The sequence below is a fragment of the Pseudomonas sp. B35(2017) genome, from assembly GCF_002113645.1.
Lineage (GTDB): Bacteria > Pseudomonadota > Gammaproteobacteria > Pseudomonadales > Pseudomonadaceae > Aquipseudomonas > Aquipseudomonas ekonensis.
In genome coordinates this window covers 77,974-99,760 of record NZ_NEIZ01000017.1, presented here as the reverse complement: position 1 = coordinate 99,760, position 21,787 = coordinate 77,974, and the positions used below count along the sequence as shown (strand labels likewise).

Sequence of the window (21,787 nt, the reverse complement as noted above, 5' to 3'; positions counted from 1 at the left end):
TCTGCACGACGCCCCCGCGAAAGCAGCACGCTAGAGCGGTCACTTCAAGCCAGAAAATAATTCCTGACGAGCTGCCGATAATTCCGACAAAAAATGGGTTGCACCCGGTTGCACCTCTTCCGGGCCACAGCTAATCTTGCCGCCAGCTGTTGCCGCGCAATTGCGGCACCTATGAGGATAAGAATATGGCTACCACCACCCTTGGGGTCAAACTCGACGACCCGACCCGCGAGCGCCTGAAAGCCGCCGCGACCTCGATTGACCGCACGCCGCACTGGCTGATCAAACAGGCGATTTTCAATTACCTGGAAAAACTCGAGGGTGGTGCAACCCTGAACGAGCTCAACGGCCTGGCCGTCAAGGACGCCGATGACGCGGGCGAAGTCCACGTGGACCATGCCCACCAATGCTTCCTCGAATTCGCCGAAAGCATCCTGCCGCAATCGGTGCTGCGCGCCGCGATCACCGCCGCCTACCGCCGCCCCGAGCCGGAAGTGGTGCCGATGCTGATCGAACAGGCCCGCCTGCCGGCGCCGATGGCCGAAGCCACCAACAAGCTCGCCGCGACCATCGCGGAAAAACTGCGCAACCAGAAGAGCGCCGGCGGCCGTGCCGGCATCGTCCAGGGCCTGCTGCAGGAATTCTCCCTGTCGTCCCAGGAAGGCGTGGCGCTGATGTGCCTGGCCGAAGCGCTGCTGCGCATCCCGGACAAGGGCACCCGCGACGCCCTGATCCGCGACAAGATCAGCACCGGCAACTGGCAGCCGCATCTGGGCAACAGCCCGTCGCTGTTCGTCAACGCCGCCACCTGGGGCCTGCTGCTGACCGGCAAGCTGGTCTCCACCCACAACGAAGCGGGCCTGACCTCGTCCCTGAGCCGCATCATCGGCAAGAGCGGCGAGCCGATGATCCGCAAGGGCGTGGACATGGCCATGCGCCTGATGGGCGAGCAGTTCGTCACCGGCGAAACCATCGCCGAAGCGCTGGCCAACGCGAGCAAGTTCGAAGCCAAGGGCTTCCGCTACTCCTACGACATGCTCGGCGAAGCCGCGCTGACCGAACACGACGCCCAGAAGTACCTGGCCTCGTACGAACAAGCCATCCACTCGATCGGCAAAGCCTCCCACGGCCGTGGGATCTATGAAGGCCCGGGCATCTCGATCAAGCTGTCCGCCCTGCACCCGCGCTACAGCCGCGCCCAGTACGAGCGCGTGATGGACGAGCTGTACCCGCGCCTGCTGTCGCTGACCCTGCTGGCCAAGCAGTACGACATCGGCCTGAACATCGACGCCGAAGAGGCCGACCGCCTCGAACTGTCGCTGGACCTGCTGGAACGCCTGTGCTTCGAGCCGCAGCTGACCGGCTGGAACGGCATCGGCTTCGTGATCCAGGCCTATCAGAAGCGCTGCCCGTACGTGATCGACTACGTCATCGACCTGGCGCGCCGCAGCCGCCACCGCCTGATGATCCGCCTGGTGAAAGGCGCGTACTGGGACAGCGAGATCAAGCGCGCCCAGCTCGAAGGCCTGGAAGGCTACCCGGTCTACACCCGCAAGGTGTACACCGACGTTTCCTACATCGCCTGCGCCCGCAAACTGCTGTCGGTGCCGGAAGTCATCTACCCGCAGTTCGCCACCCACAACGCCCACACGCTGTCGGCCATCTACCACATCGCCGGCCAGAACTATTACCCGGGCCAGTACGAGTTCCAGTGCCTGCACGGCATGGGCGAACCGCTGTACGAACAAGTCGTGGGCAAGGTCGCCGAAGGCAAGCTGAACCGTCCGTGCCGCGTGTACGCCCCGGTCGGCACCCACGAGACCCTGCTCGCCTACCTGGTGCGCCGCCTGCTGGAAAACGGCGCGAACACCTCGTTCGTCAACCGCATCGCCGACCAGTCGATCTCGATCCAGGAACTGGTGGCCGATCCGGTCGCAAGCATCGAGCAGATGGCCACCGTGGAAGGCGGCTTCGGCCTGCCGCACCCGCGCATTCCGCTGCCGCGTGACCTGTACGGCTCCGAGCGCGCCAACTCCAGCGGCATCGACATGGCCAACGAACACCGTCTGGCGTCGTTGTCCTGCGCCCTGCTGGCCACCGCGCACAACAACTGGAAAGCCGCGCCGATGCTCGGCTGCGCCTCCAGCAACGAAGCGCCGGCGCCGGTGCTGAACCCGGCGGACCACCGCGACGTGGTCGGCCACGTGCAGGAAGCCACCGTCGACGACGTCAACAATGCGATCCAGTGCGCCCTGAGCGCCGCGCCGATCTGGCAGGCCACCCCGCCGGCCGAACGCGCCGCGATCCTCGAGCGCGCCGCCGACCTGATGGAAGCCGAGATCCAGCCGCTGATGGGCCTGCTGGCCCGCGAAGCCGGCAAGACCTTCGCCAACGCCATCGCCGAAGTCCGCGAAGCCGTCGACTTCCTGCGCTACTACGCCGTGCAGGCCCGCAACGACTTCAGCAACGACGCCCACCGTCCGCTGGGCCCTGTGGTGTGCATCAGCCCGTGGAACTTCCCGCTGGCGATCTTCAGCGGCCAGGTCGCCGCCGCGCTGGCCGCCGGTAACCCGGTGCTGGCCAAGCCGGCCGAACAGACCCCGCTGGTGGCCGCCCAGGCCGTGCGCCTGCTGCTCGAAGCCGGGATTCCGGAAGGCGTGCTGCAACTGCTGCCGGGCCGCGGCGAAACCGTCGGCGCCGGCCTGGTGGGCGACGAGCGCGTCAAAGGCGTGATGTTCACCGGCTCCACCGAGGTGGCGCGCCTGCTGCAGCGCAACATCGCCGGCCGCCTGGACAACCAGGGCCGTCCGATCCCGCTGATCGCCGAGACCGGCGGCCAGAACGCGATGATCGTCGACTCTTCGGCGCTGACCGAACAGGTGGTGATCGACGTGGTGTCCTCGGCGTTCGACAGCGCCGGCCAGCGTTGCTCGGCCCTGCGCGTGCTGTGCCTGCAGGAAGACTCCGCCGACCGCGTCATCGAAATGCTCAAGGGCGCGATGGCCGAATCCCGTCTCGGCAACCCTGAGCGCCTGGCCGTGGACATCGGCCCTGTGATCGACGCCGAAGCCAAGGCCGGCATCGAGAAGCACATCCAGGGCATGCGCGACAAAGGCCGCAGCGTGTACCAGGTGGCCATCGCCGACGCCGAGGAAGTCAAGCGCGGCACCTTCGTCATGCCGACCCTGATCGAGCTGGAAAGCTTCGACGAGCTGCAGCGCGAAATCTTCGGCCCGGTGCTGCACGTGGTGCGCTACAAGCGCAAGGACATCGACCAGCTGATCGGCCAGATCAACGCCTCCGGCTACGGCCTGACCCTGGGCGTGCACACCCGCATCGACGAGACCATCGCCAAGGTGATCGACAACGTCAACGCCGGTAACGTCTACGTCAACCGCAACATCGTCGGCGCCGTGGTCGGCGTCCAGCCGTTCGGCGGCGAAGGCCTGTCGGGCACCGGCCCGAAAGCCGGCGGCCCGCTGTACCTGTACCGCCTGCTGTCCACCCGCCCGGCCGACGCCATCGGGCAGTCGTTCGCCCGCGGCGACGCGACCAACGCGCCGGACGTGCGCCTGCGCGACGCCATGGCCAAGCCGCTGGCCGCCCTGAAGACCTGGGCCGACAGCAACCAGTACGCTGACCTCAGCACCCTGTGCGTGCAGTACGGCGCCCAATCGCAGAGCGGCATCACCCGCGTGCTGGCCGGCCCGACCGGCGAGCGCAACAGCTACACGATCCTGCCGCGCGAGCACGTGCTGTGCCTGGCGGACATCGAAGGCGACCTGCTGACCCAGCTGGCCGCGGTGCTGGCGGTGGGCGGCTCGGCGGTTTGGCCGGAGTCCGACACCAGCAAGGCATTGTTCGCACGCCTGCCGAAGGACATTCAGGCGCGGATCAAGCGCGTGGCCGACTGGAACAAGGACGAGACGGTGTTCGACGCCGTGCTGCACCACGGTCATTCCGACCAGCTGCGCGCGGTGTGCGAGCAGGTGGCCAAGCGCAGCGGCGCGATCGTCGGCGTCCAGGGCCTGTCCCAGGGCGAGACCAACATTGCGCTGGAGCGTCTGGTGATCGAGCGGGCGTTGAGCGTCAACACCGCCGCGGCGGGCGGCAACGCCAGTCTGATGACTATCGGTTAATCAGCGACTCTGCCAGCCACATAAAAATGGGCGCTCTCACCGGCGCCCATTTTTTTTGCCTCTCCATCACCGTTATCAATCTTCCTGTTCAGCCTTTATTCGCACACCTAGACTCGATCCATTCCAAATACAGGTAGGCCGCCATGTCCGAGACGCTGCTCAGTTCCCGCAATCTGGCTTTCGAGCTGTACGAAGTCCTCGACGCCGAAGGCCTGACCCGGCGCGAGCGGTTTGCCGAACACAGCCGCGAAACCTTCGACGCCGCCATCGACACCGCCCGCAGCATCGCCGAGCAGCGCTTTGCGCCGCACAACCGCAAGGGCGACGAGAACGAACCGCGCTACGAGAACGGCCAGGCGATCCTGATTCCTGAAGTGAAGCCGGCGGTGGACGCGTTCCTGGAGGCCGGCTTCCTCAATGCGGCGCGCAGTTTCGAGGCCGGCGGCATGCAGTTGCCGACGCTGCTGTCCCAGGCCTGCTTCGCGCATTTCCAGTCGGCCAACGCGGCGACCACCTCGTACCCGTTCCTGACCATGGGCGCGGCCAACCTGATCGAAAGCTTCGGCACCGAGGAGCAGAAGCAGCGCTTCCTGGAGCCGATGATCGACGGCCGCTTCTTCGGCACCATGGCCCTGACCGAGCCCCACGCCGGCTCGTCGCTGTCGGACATCCGCACCCGCGCCGAACCGGCGGCCGACGGCACCTACCGCCTGAAGGGCAACAAGATCTTCATTTCCGGCGGCGACCATCCGCTGTCGGAAAACATCGTGCACATGGTGCTGGCCAAGCTGCCGGACGCGCCGCCGGGCGTGAAAGGCATTTCGCTGTTCATCGTGCCCAAGTTCCTGGTCAACGACGACGGCAGCCTCGGCAAACGCAACGACGTGCTGCTGGCCGGGCTGTTCCACAAGATGGGCTGGCGCGGCACCACCTCCACGGCGCTGAACTTCGGCGACAACGGCGAGTGCGTCGGCTATCTGGTGGGCAAGCCGCACCACGGCCTGAGCTACATGTTCCAGATGATGAACGAGGCGCGGATCGGCGTCGGCATGGGCGCGGTGATGCTCGGTTACGCCGGCTACCTCTATTCGCTGGAATACGCCCGCGAACGGCCGCAAGGGCGGCTGCCGGACAGCAAGGATCCGACCACGGCGCCGGTGGCGATCATCCGCCACGCGGACGTGCGGCGCATGCTGCTGACCCAGAAGGCCTATGTGGAAGGCGCCTTCGACCTCGGCCTGTACGCCGCCCGACTGTTCGACGACACCACCACGCTCGAGACCGAAGACGGGCGCAAGCAGGCCCATGAGCTGCTGGACCTGCTGACGCCGATCGTCAAATCCTGGCCGTCGGAGTTTTGCCTGAAGGCCAACGAACTGGCGATCCAGATCCTCGGCGGCCACGGCTACACCCGTGAATACCCGGTGGAGCAGTATTACCGCGACAACCGCCTGAACCCGATCCACGAAGGCACCCATGGCATCCAGTCCCTCGACCTGCTCGGGCGCAAACTGGCGCAGAACGGCGGCGCGGGGCTCAAGCAACTGATCCGCCTGATCGCCGACACCGCCGAACGCGCCCAAGCGTTCGATGCGCTCACGCCGCTGCGTGAGCCGTTGGAGAAACTGGTGGCCCGCCTGCAAGGCGTGACCCTCGGATTGCTGACCGACCTGGCCCAGGGCAAGGTCAACGGCAGCCTGGCGAATTCGGCGCTGTACCTGAAAGTGTTCGGCCACGCGGTGATCGGCTGGCGTTGGCTGGAGCAGTCGATCCGTGCCGAGGAAGGCCTGGCCAAGGGCAATGCGGCGGACGCCGACTTCTATAAGGGCAAGCTGCAGGCGGCGCGGTATTTCCTGACCTGGGAGGTGCCGGGGTGCCACCATGAGCTGACCTTGCTGGAGGCTCGGGACGATACCTGCCTGGCCATGCAGGACGCCTGGTTCTGATCCAAGTCATGTGTGGTGGTTGAGCGCCATTCGCCAGCAGGCTGGCTCCCACAGGAGAACGCGTTCCAAGGTGGGAGCCAGCCTGCTGGCGATGGCGTCGACCCCATCAACTCAGCTTGAACCCGCCCATCTGCCGCGCCAGGTCATCGGCCAGGCGCCGCAGCATCTGGCAGTCCTCGCGGCACGCCCTGACCTCTCCCGCCGTGGCCCGGGCCAGATCGGAAATGCCCTGAACGTTGCGGTTGATCTCTTCGGTCACCGCCGACTGCTCTTCGGTCGCCGTCGCCACCTGATGGTTCATGTCGCTGATGCGTTCCACCTGCCCGGTGATAGCGGTCAGCGACGCGCCGGTGCGCTGGCTCGACTCGACCCCGGTGCCGGTGGCGGCCTGGCCGGAGCGCATCGACGAGACGGCGTTTTCCGCGCCTTGCTTGAGGCTGCCGATCATCTGCTGGATCTCGTCGGTGGAGGCCTGGGTGCGCCGCGCCAGCGTGCGCACCTCATCGGCCACCACCGCAAACCCTCGGCCCATGTCTCCGGCGCGAGCCGCTTCGATGGCGGCGTTGAGCGCCAATAGGTTGGTCTGCTCGGACACGCCGCGGATCACCGCCAGCACCTGATCGATGGACGCCACCTGCTGGGCCAGCTCGCCGACCGCGCCGGCCGCGACACCGATCTCGTCGGACATGCTTTCGATATGGCGGATTGAGCCGCCGACCACTTCCTGCGCCTGCTGAGCCTCGTCGCGGGCGGTCTGCGAGGCGAGCGCGGCATTGCCGGCGTTCTGCGCGATCTCCTGCACGGTGAGGCCCATTTCGTGGACGGCGGTGGCGACCATGTCGGTCATTTCCTGCTGGCGGCCGGAACGCTCGGCGGTGTTGTCCACCACCCGGGCAACCTGGCCGACGGCGACGCGCAGGCTTTCGCTGGTGGTCAGCACTTCGCCGATCATGGCGCGCTGGCTGTCCAGGAAACGGTTGAAGCCGCGGGCGAGGTCGCCCAGCTCATCGGCCCGGCTGGAATCTAACCGATGGGTCAAATCTCCACCACCGCTACCGATCGCTACCAATGCCGCTGTTACCTGACGGATCGGCCGCACCAATCCCTGGGCCAGCCACACCACCAGCGCCAGGCACAGCAGCGCCACCGCGACGCCGATGCCGCTGCTCATCCACATCGCCCGGCGGGCCTCGGCGTAGATCTGCGACTGCGGCACTTCGGCCACCAGCGTCCAGCCCAGATCGCGCAGCGGCAGGCTGAAGGCGAGGAAATCTTCGCCATCGCGCCTGAAGGTGGCGTTCACCGCGGTCTTCTGGCCCAGCACGGCTTGCGCGGCACCTGCGCCGATCTGCTCGCTCAGCGTGCGCTTGCCGCTGAACTGCGCCTCGGGGTGCACCTGGATCAGACCGTCGGAACGCACGAGATAGACCTTGCCACGCTCGCCGAAGCTGAAGTCGTGGATCAGCTGCGACAGCTCTTTCATGCTCAGCCCGAGCCCCGCCACGCCCACCGTCTTGCCGGCCTGCTCGACCTTGAGGTCGATGAACAGCGCCAGCTCGCCGGTGGCGCCGTCCTTGTCGATGTTGAGGGTGCGCGGCTGGCCGCTGTCCAGAAAGGCATAGAACCAGGCATCGGCCGGGTTGGAGCGGCTGAGGGTGCGGTCCAGGCCTTTTTCGGTGAGGTAATGGTTGGAGGCGGTACCGACGATCAACGCCGTGAATGCTTTATGTTCGGCGCGGATGCCTTCCAGATACTGCACGAAGGCTGCCGTTTGGCTGCTGTCTTCGCCGTTGGCGAGCCAGTCGCGCACCATCTGGTTGCTGGCGATGTCCTTGGCGGCCGTCAGCGGCTGGACGAGGATGCGTTCGATGTCGTTGCGCGTCGCCTCGATGCTCGACGGCAGCGCCTGTTCCACCAGATAGCTCTGGGCGAGGCGGTTGACCACCAGGGTATAAATACCGACCACGATCAGAATGCTGACCAGCAGGGCGGTGCCCATGCCGAGGATCAACTGCCACTGAATACTGCGCCGCCAGAACTGCATGGATCACCCCCGAGGAATAAGAGGCTGAAACACTGCAACAGCCGTGCCGATTGTATACAGCTCAATCGACAATCTTATTCCCAGGTTGTGCTCAGGCCATCAACCCTGGTGGATGGTCTTGGCGATGGTCTCGACCGTGGCGCTGACTTGCTCTTGGTAACGCTCGAGTTCCTGCTGGTGCTGCTTCTTCATTTCGATCTGCTGCGAGCACAGGTTCATCGCCGCCAGCACCAGCAGGCGGTCGCCGATCAGGGTCGGGTACTTGCGCTTGGTGTCGGCCAGCGCGGCCTTGAGCATCATGGCCGCGTCCATCAGGGTCTGTTCTTCCCCGGCCGGTGCCTTGATCGAATAGTCTTCCCCGAGAATGGAGATGACCTTTACCCCGGCTCCGTGGCTCATACGCTGACCGGACCTGCGTTGACCCGGTCGACCAACGCCTGGATGCGGGCGGCGGTGGCGCCGTGCTTCTCTTCCTGCTCCATCAGGCTCAGTTGCAGGCTTTCGTTTTCATCCTTGGCCTGGGCCAGTTCCGCGGTCAGGGACTGGTTGGTGTGCGAAAGGGTCTGGTTCTGTTGCACCAGGTCGCTGACGAGCTGTTCCAATTGGCTGAGGGAGGCTTCCAACATTTTGATTTCCAGGCATTTTTCAAAGGGCGCGTACGATAAAGAAAAGTCACCGTGGATGCCAGGGTTAAACCGGCGCAAGGCCTTGATTTTCCTGGCGGTCGACCGTTCTCGCGAGCTTTAGAGACTGCCGTCGGCCGATTGGGTTCCTGCACTTCGTCGCTTGGGGCCCGATGCGGCAAATGCGCACAGGGGCTCAAGACTTCCATCCCATGACCGATAAGTCAGCCAACAGCAGTCTCAGCCCGCAAGGACGCGGCCCTTCCTGGTATCCCCAATGTCCCTTCGCAACATGAACATCGCCCCCCGGGCCTTCACCGGTTTCTCGCTGATCGGCGCCCTGATGCTGATCCTCGGCGTCTTCGCCCTGAACCAGATGAGCAACATCCGCAGCGCCGCCGAGAACATCACCACCAGCAGCGTGCCGAGCATCAAGAACCTCGACGAGTTCACCCAGCTGTCCCTGCGCCTGCGGGTGCTGTCGTACCGTTTGCTGGTGAACCGCGAGCCGGACGTCCAGCAAAAGACCATCGAGCTGCTGGAGATGCGCAACCAGCAGATCCGCAAGGCCCAGACCGACTACGAGCCGCTGATCAGCAGCCCGCAGGAACGTGCCGCCTATGACCATTACGTGCAGTTGCTGGCGCAGTACCGCCAGATCGAAGACCGGATGAAGACCCTGTCGCGCAACAATCAGGTGGATGCGCTGCGCAATCTGGTGAACACCGAGCTTTTGGACAACTCCGAAGCGATCAACACCGTGCTCAACCAGCTGATGCAGATCAACGGCGAGCAGATCAGCAAGACCAACCAGAACGCCGCCGACCAGTACGCCACCGCGTTCACCCTGGTGGTGAGCCTGCTGGTGATCGCCACCGGCCTGACCTTCCTGTTCGCCTGGCTGCTGACCGTCAGCATCACCAAGCCGATCGCCAAGGCCCTGGACGCGGCGGAAACCATCGCCGAAGGCAACCTGACCCGCTCGATCCACGTCGATGGCAGCGACGAAGCCGGTCGCCTGCTGGCGGCCATGGCCAAGATGCAGTCCAAGCTGCGCGATACCCTGCAGCGGATCTCCGGCTCGGCCACCCAACTGGCCTCCGCCGCCGAAGAGCTCAACAGCGTCACCGACGAAAGCGCCCGTGGCCTGACCCAGCAAAACAACGAGATCGAGCAGGCCGCCACCGCGGTCAACGAAATGACCAGCGCCGTGGAAGAGGTCGCCCGCAACGCGGTCAGCACCTCCGAAGCCTCCAGGCACGCCACCACCTCCGCCGGCGACGGCCGCGACCTGGTGATGGAGACCGTCAGCGCCATCGAACGCATGAGCGCCGACGTGCAGAGCACCGCCACCCTGATCGGCGACCTGGCCAACGAATCCCGCGACATCGGCAAGGTGCTGGACGTGATCCGCGGCCTGGCCGACCAGACCAACCTGCTGGCCCTCAACGCCGCCATCGAGGCCGCCCGTGCAGGCGAAGCCGGTCGCGGCTTCGCGGTGGTGGCCGACGAAGTGCGGGCCCTGGCCCACCGCACCCAGCAGTCGACCAGCGAGATCGAGCGGATGATCGGCAGCATCCAGAGCGGCACCGAACACGCCGTGGACTCGATGCGCAACAGCACCGAACGCGCCGAATCGACCCTGAACATCGCCCGCGGCGCCGGCCTGTCGCTGGACACCATCAACAGCGCCATCGTCGAGATCAACGAGCGCAACCTGGTGATCGCCAGCGCCGCCGAAGAGCAGGCGCAGGTGGCGCGGGAAGTGGACCGCAACCTGGTGAACATCCGCGACCTCTCGGTGCAGTCGGCCACCGGTGCGAATCAGACTAGTGCGGCGAGCAACGAACTGTCGCGCCTGGCGTTGGATCTGAACAACATGGTCGGCCGCTTCAGCCTCTAAGCCCTCCAGCGGTGAGGGAGCCTGCTCCCTCACCACAAAATCCAAGTCTGTCCGCGGTATCGCAAGGGGTGCGCAAAAAGCTCTTTGACAGCCGCGCATTTGCGCAGGTTATTATCGCTGGCACACAGACTGCATGGTCAGTCCGTGCCCGCCTTTACGCTTTTCTGGAGTGATGCCTTTGAATGCGACGACCATCAACAGCCTGTTCTTGATCGGCGCGTTGCTGGTAGGTGCAAGCATTCTGGTGAGCTCACTGTCCTCCCGCCTGGGCATCCCGATCCTGGTCATCATCCTCGCCGTGGGCATGACCGCCGGGGTCGACGGCGGCGGGATCATCTTCGACAACTACCCGACGGCCTACCTGGTCGGCAACCTGGCGCTCGCGGTGATCCTGCTCGACGGCGGCTTGCGCACGCGGGTGTCGAGTTTCCGCGTGGCGCTGTGGCCGGCGCTGTCGCTGGCCACGGTCGGGGTGCTGATCACCACGGGCCTGACCGGCATGGCCGCGGCCTGGCTGTTCGACCTGAACCTGATCCAGGGCCTGCTGATCGGCGCCATCGTCGGCTCCACCGACGCCGCGGCGGTGTTCTCGCTGCTCGGCGGCAAAGGCCTGAACGAGCGGGTGACCGCCAGCCTGGAGATCGAATCCGGCAGCAACGACCCGATGGCGGTGTTCCTCACCGTCACCCTGATCGACATGCTCGCCAGCGGCCAGACCGGCCTGCACTGGAGCCTGCTCACCCACCTGATCCGCGAGTTCGGCATCGGCGGGGTGATCGGCCTGGGCGGCGGCTGGCTGATGCTGCAACTGGTCAACCGGATCAACCTCGCCACCGGCCTGTACCCGATCCTGGTGATCGCCGGCGGCCTGGTGGTGTTCGCCCTGACCAACGCCCTGCACGGCAGCGGCTTCCTGGCGGTCTACCTGTGCGGCCTGGTGATCGGCAACCGCCCGGTGCGCAGCCGCCACGGCATCCTGCACATGCTCGACGGCATGGCCTGGCTGGCGCAGATCGGCATGTTCCTGGTGTTGGGGCTGCTGGTCACCCCGCACGACCTGCTGCCCATCGCCCTGCCCGCCCTGGGCCTGGCGCTGTGGATGATTCTGTTCGCCCGGCCGCTGTCGGTGGTGGTCGGCCTGCTGCCGTTCAAGGCGTTCCACGGCCGCGAGAAAGCCTTCATTTCCTGGGTCGGCCTGCGCGGCGCGGTGCCGATCATCCTGGCGGTGTTCCCGCTGATGGCCGGGCTGCCCAATGCGCAGCTGTACTTCAACCTCGCTTTCTTCATCGTGCTGGTGTCGCTGCTGGTGCAGGGCACCAGCTTGCCCTGGGTCGCCCGCCTGCTGAAGGTCACCGTGCCGCCGGAGCCGGCGCCGATCTCCCGCTCGGCGCTGGAGGTGCACGTCACCAGTGAGTGGGAGCTGTTCGTCTACCGCCTCGGCGCGGAGAAATGGTGCATCGGTTCGCCCCTGCGCGAGCTGAAAATGCCCGAAGGCACCCGCATCGCAGCCCTGTTCCGTGGCCAGCAACTGCTCCATCCGTCGGGTAGTACGGTGCTGGAAGTCGACGATCTGCTGTGCGTCATCGGCCACGAACACAACCTGCCGGCCCTCGGAAAACTGTTCAGCCAGGCGCCGCAGCGGGGCCTGGACCTGCGCTTCTTCGGCGACTTCGTGCTCGAAGGAGACGCCCAGCTTAAAGCCGTCGCCGCCCTTTACGGCCTGTCCGCCGAGGGCATCGATCCGGACATGACCCTGGGCCGCTTCATCGCCCAGAAAGTCGGGGGCGCCCCGGTGGTCGGCGACCAGGTGGAGTGGAACAACACCCACTGGACGGTCGCGGTCATGGACGGGAACAAGATCGGCAAAGTGGGCGTCAGATTCCCCGAAGGAAGTCGCCCGGGCCCCGGGCTCTTCCTCTAAACTGCGTCCACCTTCACTTGCTTGACCGGTCTCTATGCCTACCCTGCGTTCCTTTTTCGCCGCGGCCCTGCTGGGCCTGAGTCTTTCCGTCGGCCCGCTCCACGCCGCCGAGCCGCCGTCCAGCGAAGCCGTGCAGGCCAGCCTGGACAAGATCGCCGACCGCAAACTGCCCGAGGCCGACCAGAAGGCCCTGCAGACAGTGCTGCAGAACACGCTGACCCAGCTCAACAACCGGCGCGACTACGAACGCAAGCTGAGCGACCTCAAGCAGCAGCTGGCCACCGCCCCCAAGCAGACCCTCGACAACACCCGCGAACTGACGCGGCTCAAGGCCAGCAGCGTGGTGCCGGTGGCGCAGCGCTTCCCCAAGGAATCGATCGCGCAACTGGAACAGATGCTGGCCGAGCGCTCGACCCAGCAGAGTGACATGCAGAAGGCCCTGGCCGACGCCAACAGCCTGATCATCACCGCCCAGACCCGCCCCGAGCGCGCCCAGGCCGAGATCGCCGGCAGCCAGACGCGCATCCAGCAGATCAACACCGTGCTCAAGACCGGCAAGGACAGCGGCAAGCCGCTAACCGCCGAACAGCGCGACCTGCTCAATGCCGAACTCGTGGCCCTGAACGCCCTGATCCCGCTGCGCCGCCAGGAACTGGCCGGCAACAGCCAGTTGCAGGACCTGGGCAACAGCCAGCATGACCTGCTCTCGGAGAAGTCCGACCGCCTGGACCGCGAGCTTCAGGAACTGCAGACCCTGATCAACCAGAAGCGCCTGGCCCAGTCCCAGGAGACCGTCACCCAACAGTCCATCGAGGCCCAGAAGGCCGGCGGCAGCAGCCTGCTGGCCACCGAAAGCGCGGCCAACCTGAAACTCTCGGACTACTTGCTCAAGAGCACCGACCGCCTCAACGAAGTCACCCAGCAGAACCTGCAGACCAAGCAGCAGCTGGACAGCCTGACCCAGAGCGACTCGGCCCTCGACGAGCAGATCAACGTGCTCAAGGGCAGCCTGCTGCTGTCCAAGATCCTCTACAAGCAGAAGCAGGCGCTGCCGCGGCTGCGGGTCGACCGTGACCTGGCGGACCAGATCGCCGACATCCGCCTGTACCAGTTCGAAGTCAGCCAGCAGCGTGAGCTGCTGAGCAACCCGGCCGCCTACGTCGACAACCTGCTGTCCACCCAGCCGCCGGAGCAAGTCACCCCGCAACTGCGCAAAAGCCTGCTGGAGCTGGCCAACACCCGCGCCGACCTGTTGGAGCGCCTGAACCGCGAACTGAGCGCGGTGCTCAACGAATCGATCACCCTGCAACTGAACCAGAAGCAATTGCTGAGCACCGCCCAGAGCCTGCGCGCGACCCTCGACGAGCAGATGTTCTGGATCCCCAGCAACAAGCCGCTGGACCTGGAATGGATGCGCGGCATTCCGGAGCGCCTCAAACGGCAGATCGACACCCTGCCGCTGGCCTCCAGCCTCAGCGAACTGACCGACGGCCTGACCCAGCGTCCGCTGCTGTTCCTGCCGCTGGCGCTGCTGATCGGCGCGCTGCTGTGGCGGCGCAAGCACCTGTATGCGCGCCTGAACAAGGTCCACCAGGACATCGGCCACTTCAAGCGCGACAGCCAGTGGCACACGCCTCAGGCGATCCTGATCAACATCCTGCTGGCGATGCCGGTGACCCTGGGCCTGGCCCTCTGCGGCCTGGCCCTGCAGATCGACGCCCGGGGGCAGAACGCCAACATGGGCGCGGCCTTGCTGCAGATGGCCCAGGCCTGGCTGGTGTTCTACACCGCCTACCGGATCCTGGCGCCGGGCGGCGTGGCCGAGCTGCATTTCCGCTGGGAAAAGCCGCAGGTCGAGTTCCTCCAGGGCTGGATCCGCCGGCTCGGGCTGGTGGTGATGGCGCTGGTGGCCGTGGTGGCGGTCGCCGAGCTGCAACCGGCGGCGCTGGCCGACGACGTGATCGGCATGCCGGTGGTGCTGACCTGCTACGCCCTGATGGCCTGGCTGCTCAGCCGCCTGCTGATCAGCAGCCCGACCCACGAGAACGCCTCGCTGTTTCGCAAGGCCGTGGGGATCATGTTCACCCTGCTGCCGATCGCGCTGTTCGTCGCCGTGTGCTTCGGCTACTACTACACCGCGCTGAAGCTCAGCGACCGCCTGATCAACACCCTGTACCTGCTGATGCTCTGGCTGGTCATCGAGGCCACCTTCGTGCGCGGCCTGGCCGTGGCGGCGCGGCGCCTGGCCTACCAACGGGCGCTGGCCAAGCGGCAGGCGGCCAAGGAGGCCGGCGACGGCGAGGCCGTCATCGAAGAGCCGACCCTGGACATCGAGAAGGTCAACGAACAGTCCCTGCGCCTGATCCGCCTGGCCCTGCTCGGCGGCTTCATCGCCGCGCTGTACTGGGCGTGGGCGGACCTGATCACGGTGTTCTCGTACCTGGACAACGTCACCCTCTACGAATACACCAGCGGCACCGGCGCCAACATGAGCATGGTGCCGATCAGCATCGGCGACATGCTCGGCGCGCTGATCATCATCGGCATCACCTTCGCCCTGGCGCGCAACCTGCCGGGCCTGCTCGAAGTGTTCGTGCTGTCGAAACTGAACCTGGCCCAGGGCAGCGCCTACGCCACCACGACGCTGCTGTCCTACGTGATCGCCGGGGTCGGCTTCGTCTCGACCCTCTCGACCCTCGGCGTGAGCTGGGACAAGCTGCAATGGCTGGTGGCGGCGCTGTCGGTGGGCCTGGGCTTCGGCATGCAGGAGATCTTCGCCAACTTCATCTCCGGCATCATGATCCTGTTCGAGCGCCCGGTGCGGATCGGCGACACCATCACCATCGGCAACCTGTCGGGCACGGTGAGCAAGATCCGCATCCGCGCCACCACCATCACCGACTTCGACCGCAAGGACATCATCGTCCCGAACAAGACGTTCATCACCGGGCAACTGATCAACTGGTCGCTGACCGACACCATCACCCGGGTCACGCTCAAGCTGGGCGTGGACTACGGCTCGGACCTGGACCTGGTCAAGGAACTGCTGCTCAAGGCCGCCCGGGAAAACCCGCGGGTGCTCAAGGAGCCGGAGCCGCACGTGTACTTCCTCAACTTCGGCGAAAGCACCCTGGACCACGAGCTGCGCATGCACGTGCGCGACCTCGGCGACCGCAACCCGGTGATCGACGAGGTCAACCGCTTCATCAACCGCGAGTTCAAGAAGCAGCACATCAACATCTCGTTCCGCCAGATGGAGGTCTACCTGAAAAACCTCCACGGCCAGGAATACAAGATGGTGCCCATCGAGCCCGAGGCCAAAACCATCGTGCCGGTCGCCGACAACCAAAAGCCGCTGCAGGAACCGCCGCCGGCCAAGCTCGACTAACCGGCCTATTCCCAGCAGAATGCTCGGACATTCTGCTGGAGCCGGCCCTTGAAAGCCCTCGACGAACTGACCTTCGACAACCGCTTCGCCCGCCTGGGCGATGCGTTCTCGGCCCATGTGCTGCCCGACCCCATCGACAATCCGCGGCTGGTGGTCGCCAGCCCGGCCGCCCTGGCGCTGCTGGATCTCGACCCCGCAACGGCCGAAACGAAGGAATTCGCCGAACTGTTCGGCGGCCACAAGCTCTGGGCCGAGGCCGAACCACGGGCGATGGTCTATTCCGGGCATCAGTTCGGCGGCTACACGCCGCAGTTGGGCGACGGTCGCGGCCTGCTGCTGGGCGAAGCGGTCAACGATGCCGGCGAACACTGGGACCTGCACCTCAAGGGCGCCGGGCAGACGCCGTTCTCGCGCATGGGCGACGGCCGTGCGGTGCTGCGTTCGTCGATCCGCGAGTTCCTCGCCTCCGAGGCGCTGCATGCCCTGAACATCCCCACCAGCCGCGCCTTGTGCGTGATCGGCTCAGACACCCCGGTATGGCGCGAGAAACAGGAACGCGCGGCGATGGTGCTGCGCCTGGCGCCGAGCCACATCCGCTTCGGCCACTTCGAATACTTCTACTACACCCAGCGCACCGAGCAGCAGAAGCAACTGGGCGAACACGTGCTGGCCGAGCATTTCCCCCATTGCCTGGAACAACCGGAACCGTACCTGGCGATGTTCCGCGAGATCGTCGAGCGCAACGCCGGACTGATCGCCCAATGGCAGGCCTACGGCTTCTGCCACGGAGTGATGAACACCGACAACATGTCGATCCTCGGCATCACCTTCGACTACGGCCCGTATGCCTTCCTCGACGACTTCGACGCCCACTTCATCTGCAACCACTCCGACGACCAGGGGCGCTACTCCTTCAGCAACCAGGTGCCGGTCGGCCAGTGGAACCTCAGCGCCCTGGCCCAGGCCCTGACGCCGTTCATCAGCGTCGAGGCCCTGCGCGAAACCCTCGGCCTGTACCTGCCGCTGTTCCAGGCCCATTACCTGGACCTGATGCGCCGCCGCTTCGGCTTCACCACCGCCGAGGACGGGGATCAGGCATTGCTCGAACAGTTGCTGCAACTGATGCAGAACAGCGGCGTCGACTACACCCTGTTCTTCCGCCGCCTGGGCGAAGAGCCGGCGGAGCAGGCCGTCGCCCGGCTGCGCGACGACTTCGTCGACATCAAGGGCTTCGATGCCTGGGGCGAGCGCTATGTCGCCCGCGCCGCACGGGACGGCGACACCGGCCAGGACCAGCGCCGGGCGCGCATGCACGCGGTCAATCCGCTGTACATACTGCGCAACTACCTGGCCCAGCGGGCCATCGAAGCGGCCGAGAGCGGCGACTATTCAGAGGTTCGCCGCCTGCACGCGGTGCTGAGCAAGCCGTTCGAGGAACAGCCGGGGATGGAAAGCTACGCCGAGCGACCGCCGGAGTGGGGCAAGCATCTGGAGATCAGTTGTTCGTCGTGAGCCGTTTCATTCCAGAGGGTCGATGGCGCTCACGACACGGGCGACGATGTCCGCCATCGTCACGTCGTCCAACCGCTCGATGAACTTGGCCGAGCCTTCTCGCACGCGCTGCTCGATATCGAAACTTCGCACCTGGTTGCACACCGCCACACCATTGGTCTCATGGCCGCTGACGGTCACGGCAAGGCCAGAACTGCGGGCAAAGTTGCCTCCGCTGGTCACCGGGACGGTCATGCTGACGCCCAACGCGTTGATCTCGCATGGCGTGATAACGACAAAGCGGTGGCGGTTCATCATTTCCCTTCCGGCAACGGGATTGGGATCAATCCAGTACACATCCCCCCGCTGCGGGGGTTGCCTGCGCACCATCAACCCAATTCCCGCCCGATCGGACTGCCTTCCCGGGCTTCAGCCGTCTGAGCATTCAACTCTTGAAGCTGCTCGGCCCCCTCAAGCAGCTCAGACAACCGGTAGCGTTTACGTGCGGATGGATCCACCGGGCGGGCAATCAGTTCGCCATCCACCACATTCAGTTCAAGCTGCGCCCCCACTTCGAGGTGCATGAGCTTGAGCAGTGTCGGCGGTATCGTGATGATCGCCGCCCCACCTTGGCGACGGATCCTGGAGGTCACAGACATGGCGTCACTCCGTTCCGAGAAAAAGGAGTCGTTGGACTCCCCGAAAGTGCAACAAAAGTAGCACGCAGATTCAGGCAAAGCGATCTCCTGACGATAGACGCACAAAACGTTCAGGTGCCTTGCAGCGTAGTTTTGATTCGAGCCGGGAACCGGTTGAAACTGTGAGCAGTTGCGACATTGATAATTCGCTCCCGCGACACCAATTAATGCTCACCGAACGCCTATCGAAGAATCCCCATGACTGAAGCACTCCTCATCCCCTGCCCCACCTGCAACGGCCTCAACCGCATCCCCGCCGATCGCTTGGGCGACCACCCGAAATGCGGGCGCTGCAAGGCCGATGTCCTGCTGGACAAGCCTTTCGAGCTGAATCAGGGCGACTACGCCAGCCAGATCAAGGGCGACCTGCCGTTGCTGGTGGACGTGTGGGCGGACTGGTGCGGGCCGTGCAAGTCGTTTGCGCCGGTGTTCGCGCAGGCCGCGGCGCAACTGGCGGGCAAATGCCGGCTGGCCAAGCTCGACAGCGAGGCCAATCAGCAATTGTCGGCGCAGTTGGGGATCCGTTCGATCCCGAGCCTGATCCTGTTCAGGAACGGCAAAGAGGTGGCGCGCCAGAGCGGCGCGTTTCCGCTGCCGCAACTGATGGCCTGGCTGCGCAGCCAGGGCATCTGACAGCGGCCCCAACAATGTGGGAGCGAGCCCGCTCGCGAAGGCGGTTTGCCGTTCGGCATCTGCGCTGAGCAAACGTCCCTCATCGCGAGCAGGTTCGCTCCTACCCTTTTCAGGCGTCCGTCAGCAGGTTGTGCAGCTCGACGAACTGCTGGGTGAGCTTGTGCCGCGGATCCAGGTGGATCAATGGGATGCTGGCCTGGTGCGACTCACGCATCTTGACCGAACTGGCCAGGTAAACCGGCAGCACCGGCAGGCCTTCAGCGATCAGTTCGTCGAGCATCTGCTGGGGCAGGCTGGCCCGGGCCTGGAACTGGTTGACCACGATGCCCTCCACCTCCAGCGCTTCGTTGTGGTCGTCCTTCAGTTCTTCGATCTCCGCCATCAGGCCGTACAGTGCCTGGCGCGAGAAGCTGTCGCAATCGAACGGGATCAACACACGGTCAGCGGCGATCAACGCCGATACGGCATAAAAGTTCAACGCCGGCGGGGTGTCGAGGTAGATCCGGTCGTACTCGCCGTCCAGCTCTTCCAGCAGCTTTCGCAGCTTGTTGATCTTGTGCTTGGCCTCAAGCTTGGGCTGCAGGTCGGCCAGCTCGGCGGTGGCGGTGATGACATGCAGGTTGTCGAACGGGGTCTCGTAGATGTCCACCTGGTTCTTCTTCGAGAACGGCCCCGACGAGAGCGTCTGTTTGAAGAAGTCGGCGATGCCCATCGGGATGTCTTCCCCGGTGAGCCCGGTCAGGTACTGGGTCGAGTTGGCCTGGGCGTCGAGATCCACCAACAGCGTGCGATAGCCTTCGCTGGCGCTGACCGCCGCCAGATTGCAGGCAATGCTGGATTTGCCCACGCCACCTTTCTGATTGAACACCACGCGCCGCATGACTAGACCTCCGTCCATCAAAGAATGACCGAGTGTAGATGCGCCTGGCCCTGCTTCGCTACCTTCGCCGAAGCGGACTACAAGGTCATACGCAAATAGCCGACAACATTCGCGCAGACTCTGCCCGCTCACGCTGACTTGGCTGACAGACACGGCTTGCTCAATCTGGAAAATAGCCACCGGCAGTCCGCAATGCGTACCATTCGGTACATTGTGCTGTACAAAATGTAACCAACATTTGCTACACACTCGTCGCACCGGGATAATGCGCGCCACCCGGCGCCAAGCGCCGCGCCCACGGCACCTGAAGCCCGGCCGCGGCATCGGTCGAACCGCGTCAACGAAGCCCGCAGGGGCGGGATGAATGTCCGTGATCAACTTCAACATCGCCCAATGGCGCGCATGGGCCCCGGGGCTCGACAGCGAGCAGGCCTGGCAGGAATGGAGCCAGCGGCCGCTCGTGCCCGAGGCCAGCGACGCCGCCCCCGATGTGTCGTTCCTGCCGGCCATGCAGCGCCGCCGTCTCAGCCGTCTGGCACGGATGGCGTTCAGCGTCGGCTGGCCCCTGGCCGAAGGCCGGGACGACCTGCCGCTGGTGTTCGTGTCGCGGCACGGCGAGACCCCGCGCACCTTCGACATCCTCAGCGATCTGGCCACGGAACAGCCACTGTCGCCGACCCAGTTCAGCCTGTCGGTGCACAACGCGATCATCGGCCTGTGGTCGATCATGCGCGGCGAAACCAGCGAGATGACCGCGCTCGCCGCCGCCGGCGACGGGCTGGAGCACGGCATGCTCGAAGCCTGCGCACTGCTGGACGAAGGCGCACCGGCCGTCCTGCTGGTGATCGCCGAAGAACAGCCGCCCCAGGCCTATTCGGCGTGGATCGACGACGTGCCGTTCCCCTACGCCCTCGGCCTGCTGCTGACGCCGGGCACCGGCTGGCGGCTGACGCTGAACAGCGCCCCCGGTGCGCTGTCCAACGCGCACTGGCCCCACGCGCTGAACCTTGTGCAGACCCTGCTCGGCCAGCAAACCCTTTGCCAACATGCCTGGAAAAATCGAGTATGGACCTGGCAACGCAACCTGTGACCGGAAAACACCGCGACGCCTACCACTGGCGCCTGCTGGCCACTGCCGCAAGCTTCGCGTTGTTCGGGCTCGGCGGCCTGTGCCTGCGCCTGCTGGTGTTTCCGTTGCTGGCCTGCCTGCCGGGCGACGCCCAGGCCCATCGCCGGCGGGCGCGCCAGACCGTCAGCCGGCTGTTCTGGTTCTTCGTGCGGTTCATGGCCCGCACCGGCGTGCTGACCTACGACATCCAGGGCGCCGAACGCCTCGGCCGGCCCGGCCAGATGATCATCGCCAACCACCCGTCGCTGATCGACGTGGTGTTCCTGATCGGCCTGGTGCCCCACGCCAACTGCGTGGTGAAACAGAGCCTGTGGACCAACCCGTTCACCCGCGGCCCGCTGCGCCGCACCGGCTACATCAGCAACGACGGCAGCCTGGAAATGCTCGATGCCGCCGCCGACGCCCTGAAGGACGGCCAGCCCCTGATCATTTTCCCCGAAGGCACCCGCACCCGCCCGGGCCAGGCGCCGGCCTTTCATCGGGGGGCCGCGGCCATCGCGCTGCGCGGTGCCAGACTTCTCACACCGGTGATCATCAAGGTCAGCCCCACCACGCTGACCAAGGCCGAACCCTGGTATCGGATCCCCAGCCGCCGCGTGCATTTCAGTTTTCGCGTCGGCGCCGATATAGACCCACAGACCTTTGCCGCGCAGGGGCCCGCACCCCAGGCCTCGCGCAAGCTCAACGATTATTTGCACCAACTTTTCATTAAGGAGCTCGCCGAAGATGAGCGATCTGCACCGTGAGATAAAACGGCTGATCATCGATGCCCTGGGCCTCGAAGACATCAGCGTCGACGACATCGGCGACGACATGACGCTGTTCGGCGAAGGCCTGGGCCTGGATTCCGTCGACGCCCTGGAACTGGGCCTGGCCATCCAGAAAAAGTACGGCATCAAGATCGACGCCGATGCCAAGGACACCCGCAACCACTTCGCCAACGTGACCAGCCTCGCGGCTTTCGTCACGGCCAAACAGGCAGCTTGAGACCC

The 21,787-nt window shown here is 65.3% G+C and carries 16 protein-coding genes and 2 pseudogenes; 11 read left to right on the top strand and 7 right to left on the bottom strand.

Going from position 1 to position 21,787, the window contains the following annotated elements; translation table 11 throughout:
* The first annotated feature begins 185 nt into the window (after positions 1–185).
* Together putA and CAG41_RS22910 are read left to right on the top strand one after the other, a co-directional pair.
* Positions 186–4,139 carry a trifunctional transcriptional regulator/proline dehydrogenase/L-glutamate gamma-semialdehyde dehydrogenase gene (putA, locus tag CAG41_RS22915; RefSeq protein ID WP_085707503.1) on the top strand — a complete coding sequence of 1,318 codons (3,954 nt, stop codon included), beginning with the start codon at positions 186–188 and terminating at the stop codon, positions 4,137–4,139.
* Positions 4,140–4,282: 143 nt separating this feature from the next.
* Positions 4,283–6,085: an acyl-CoA dehydrogenase gene (locus CAG41_RS22910; protein WP_085707502.1), complete on the top strand. Its 1,803-nt coding sequence runs from the start codon at positions 4,283–4,285 to the stop codon at positions 6,083–6,085.
* Between the two features lie 106 nt (positions 6,086–6,191).
* Here CAG41_RS22910 and CAG41_RS29280 read toward each other — a convergent pair whose 3' ends face one another.
* The 4 genes and pseudogenes from CAG41_RS29280 to CAG41_RS22895 form a co-directional block, all read right to left on the bottom strand.
* On the bottom strand, positions 6,192–6,923 hold the full coding sequence (locus CAG41_RS29280) for a methyl-accepting chemotaxis protein (RefSeq protein ID WP_371857108.1): 732 nt from the start codon (positions 6,921–6,923) through the stop codon (positions 6,192–6,194).
* 135 nt (positions 6,924–7,058) lie between these two features.
* Positions 7,059–8,084 (bottom strand): annotated as a pseudogene (locus CAG41_RS29275) (cache domain-containing protein); the annotation flags it as partial.
* A gap of 144 nt (positions 8,085–8,228) precedes the next feature.
* The gene (locus CAG41_RS22900) at positions 8,229–8,528 is read right to left on the bottom strand and encodes a cell division protein ZapA (RefSeq protein ID WP_085585342.1); all 300 of its coding nucleotides are present in this window, start codon (positions 8,526–8,528) and stop codon (positions 8,229–8,231) included.
* Positions 8,525–8,755 carry a hypothetical protein gene (locus tag CAG41_RS22895; protein WP_085585344.1) on the bottom strand — a complete coding sequence of 77 codons (231 nt, stop codon included), beginning with the start codon at positions 8,753–8,755 and terminating at the stop codon, positions 8,525–8,527. Before CAG41_RS22895 ends, CAG41_RS22900 begins: the two co-directional genes overlap by 4 nt.
* A 274-nt stretch (positions 8,756–9,029) precedes the next feature.
* Here CAG41_RS22895 and CAG41_RS29270 point away from each other — a divergent pair.
* From CAG41_RS29270 to selO, 5 genes and pseudogenes are all read left to right on the top strand, one after another.
* Positions 9,030–9,752 (top strand): annotated as a pseudogene (locus tag CAG41_RS29270) (MCP four helix bundle domain-containing protein); the annotation flags it as partial.
* 30 nt (positions 9,753–9,782) lie between these two features.
* On the top strand, positions 9,783–10,655 hold the full coding sequence (locus tag CAG41_RS29265) for a methyl-accepting chemotaxis protein (RefSeq protein ID WP_371916646.1): 873 nt from the start codon (positions 9,783–9,785) through the stop codon (positions 10,653–10,655).
* Between the two features lie 178 nt (positions 10,656–10,833).
* Positions 10,834–12,576, top strand: a complete 1,743-nt coding sequence (locus CAG41_RS22885) for a potassium/proton antiporter (protein ID WP_085631022.1) — start codon at positions 10,834–10,836, stop codon at positions 12,574–12,576.
* A 34-nt stretch (positions 12,577–12,610) separates the two neighbouring features.
* Complete coding sequence (gene mscK / locus CAG41_RS22880) at positions 12,611–15,964, top strand: mechanosensitive channel MscK (protein ID WP_085585351.1); 3,354 nt, start codon at positions 12,611–12,613, stop codon at positions 15,962–15,964.
* Between the two features lie 48 nt (positions 15,965–16,012).
* Positions 16,013–17,476, top strand: a complete 1,464-nt coding sequence (selO, locus tag CAG41_RS22875; protein ID WP_085585353.1) for a protein adenylyltransferase SelO — start codon at positions 16,013–16,015, stop codon at positions 17,474–17,476.
* A gap of 6 nt (positions 17,477–17,482) precedes the next feature.
* Here selO and CAG41_RS22870 read toward each other — a convergent pair whose 3' ends face one another.
* Positions 17,483–17,845, bottom strand: a complete 363-nt coding sequence (locus CAG41_RS22870; protein ID WP_085640382.1) for a type II toxin-antitoxin system PemK/MazF family toxin — start codon at positions 17,843–17,845, stop codon at positions 17,483–17,485.
* Complete coding sequence (locus tag CAG41_RS22865; RefSeq protein WP_085640384.1) at positions 17,845–18,114, bottom strand: AbrB/MazE/SpoVT family DNA-binding domain-containing protein; 270 nt, start codon at positions 18,112–18,114, stop codon at positions 17,845–17,847. The genes CAG41_RS22870 and CAG41_RS22865 overlap by 1 nt, the downstream gene beginning before the upstream one ends.
* 237 nt (positions 18,115–18,351) lie before the next feature.
* Between CAG41_RS22865 and trxC the strand changes: the two genes are divergently transcribed.
* Positions 18,352–18,786, top strand: a complete 435-nt coding sequence (gene trxC, locus CAG41_RS22860) for a thioredoxin TrxC (RefSeq protein WP_085631024.1) — start codon at positions 18,352–18,354, stop codon at positions 18,784–18,786.
* Between the two features lie 109 nt (positions 18,787–18,895).
* On the opposite strand, the gene CAG41_RS22855 is transcribed toward trxC, so the two are convergent.
* On the bottom strand, positions 18,896–19,666 hold the full coding sequence (locus CAG41_RS22855; RefSeq protein WP_085585361.1) for a ParA family protein: 771 nt from the start codon (positions 19,664–19,666) through the stop codon (positions 18,896–18,898).
* Between the two features lie 364 nt (positions 19,667–20,030).
* Here CAG41_RS22855 and CAG41_RS22850 point away from each other — a divergent pair, with 364 nt between their 5' ends.
* Genes CAG41_RS22850 through CAG41_RS22840 form a run of 3 tightly spaced genes read left to right on the top strand, consistent with a single transcriptional unit; the run spans position 20,031 to position 21,782 of the window.
* Complete coding sequence (locus CAG41_RS22850) at positions 20,031–20,756, top strand: beta-ketoacyl synthase chain length factor (RefSeq protein WP_085585363.1); 726 nt, start codon at positions 20,031–20,033, stop codon at positions 20,754–20,756.
* Complete coding sequence (locus CAG41_RS22845; protein WP_085640388.1) at positions 20,732–21,541, top strand: 1-acyl-sn-glycerol-3-phosphate acyltransferase; 810 nt, start codon at positions 20,732–20,734, stop codon at positions 21,539–21,541. The genes CAG41_RS22850 and CAG41_RS22845 overlap by 25 nt, the downstream gene beginning before the upstream one ends.
* Complete coding sequence (locus CAG41_RS22840) at positions 21,522–21,782, top strand: phosphopantetheine-binding protein (RefSeq protein WP_085585367.1); 261 nt, start codon at positions 21,522–21,524, stop codon at positions 21,780–21,782. Before CAG41_RS22845 ends, CAG41_RS22840 begins: the two co-directional genes overlap by 20 nt.
* Positions 21,783–21,787: the final 5 nt, after the last annotated feature.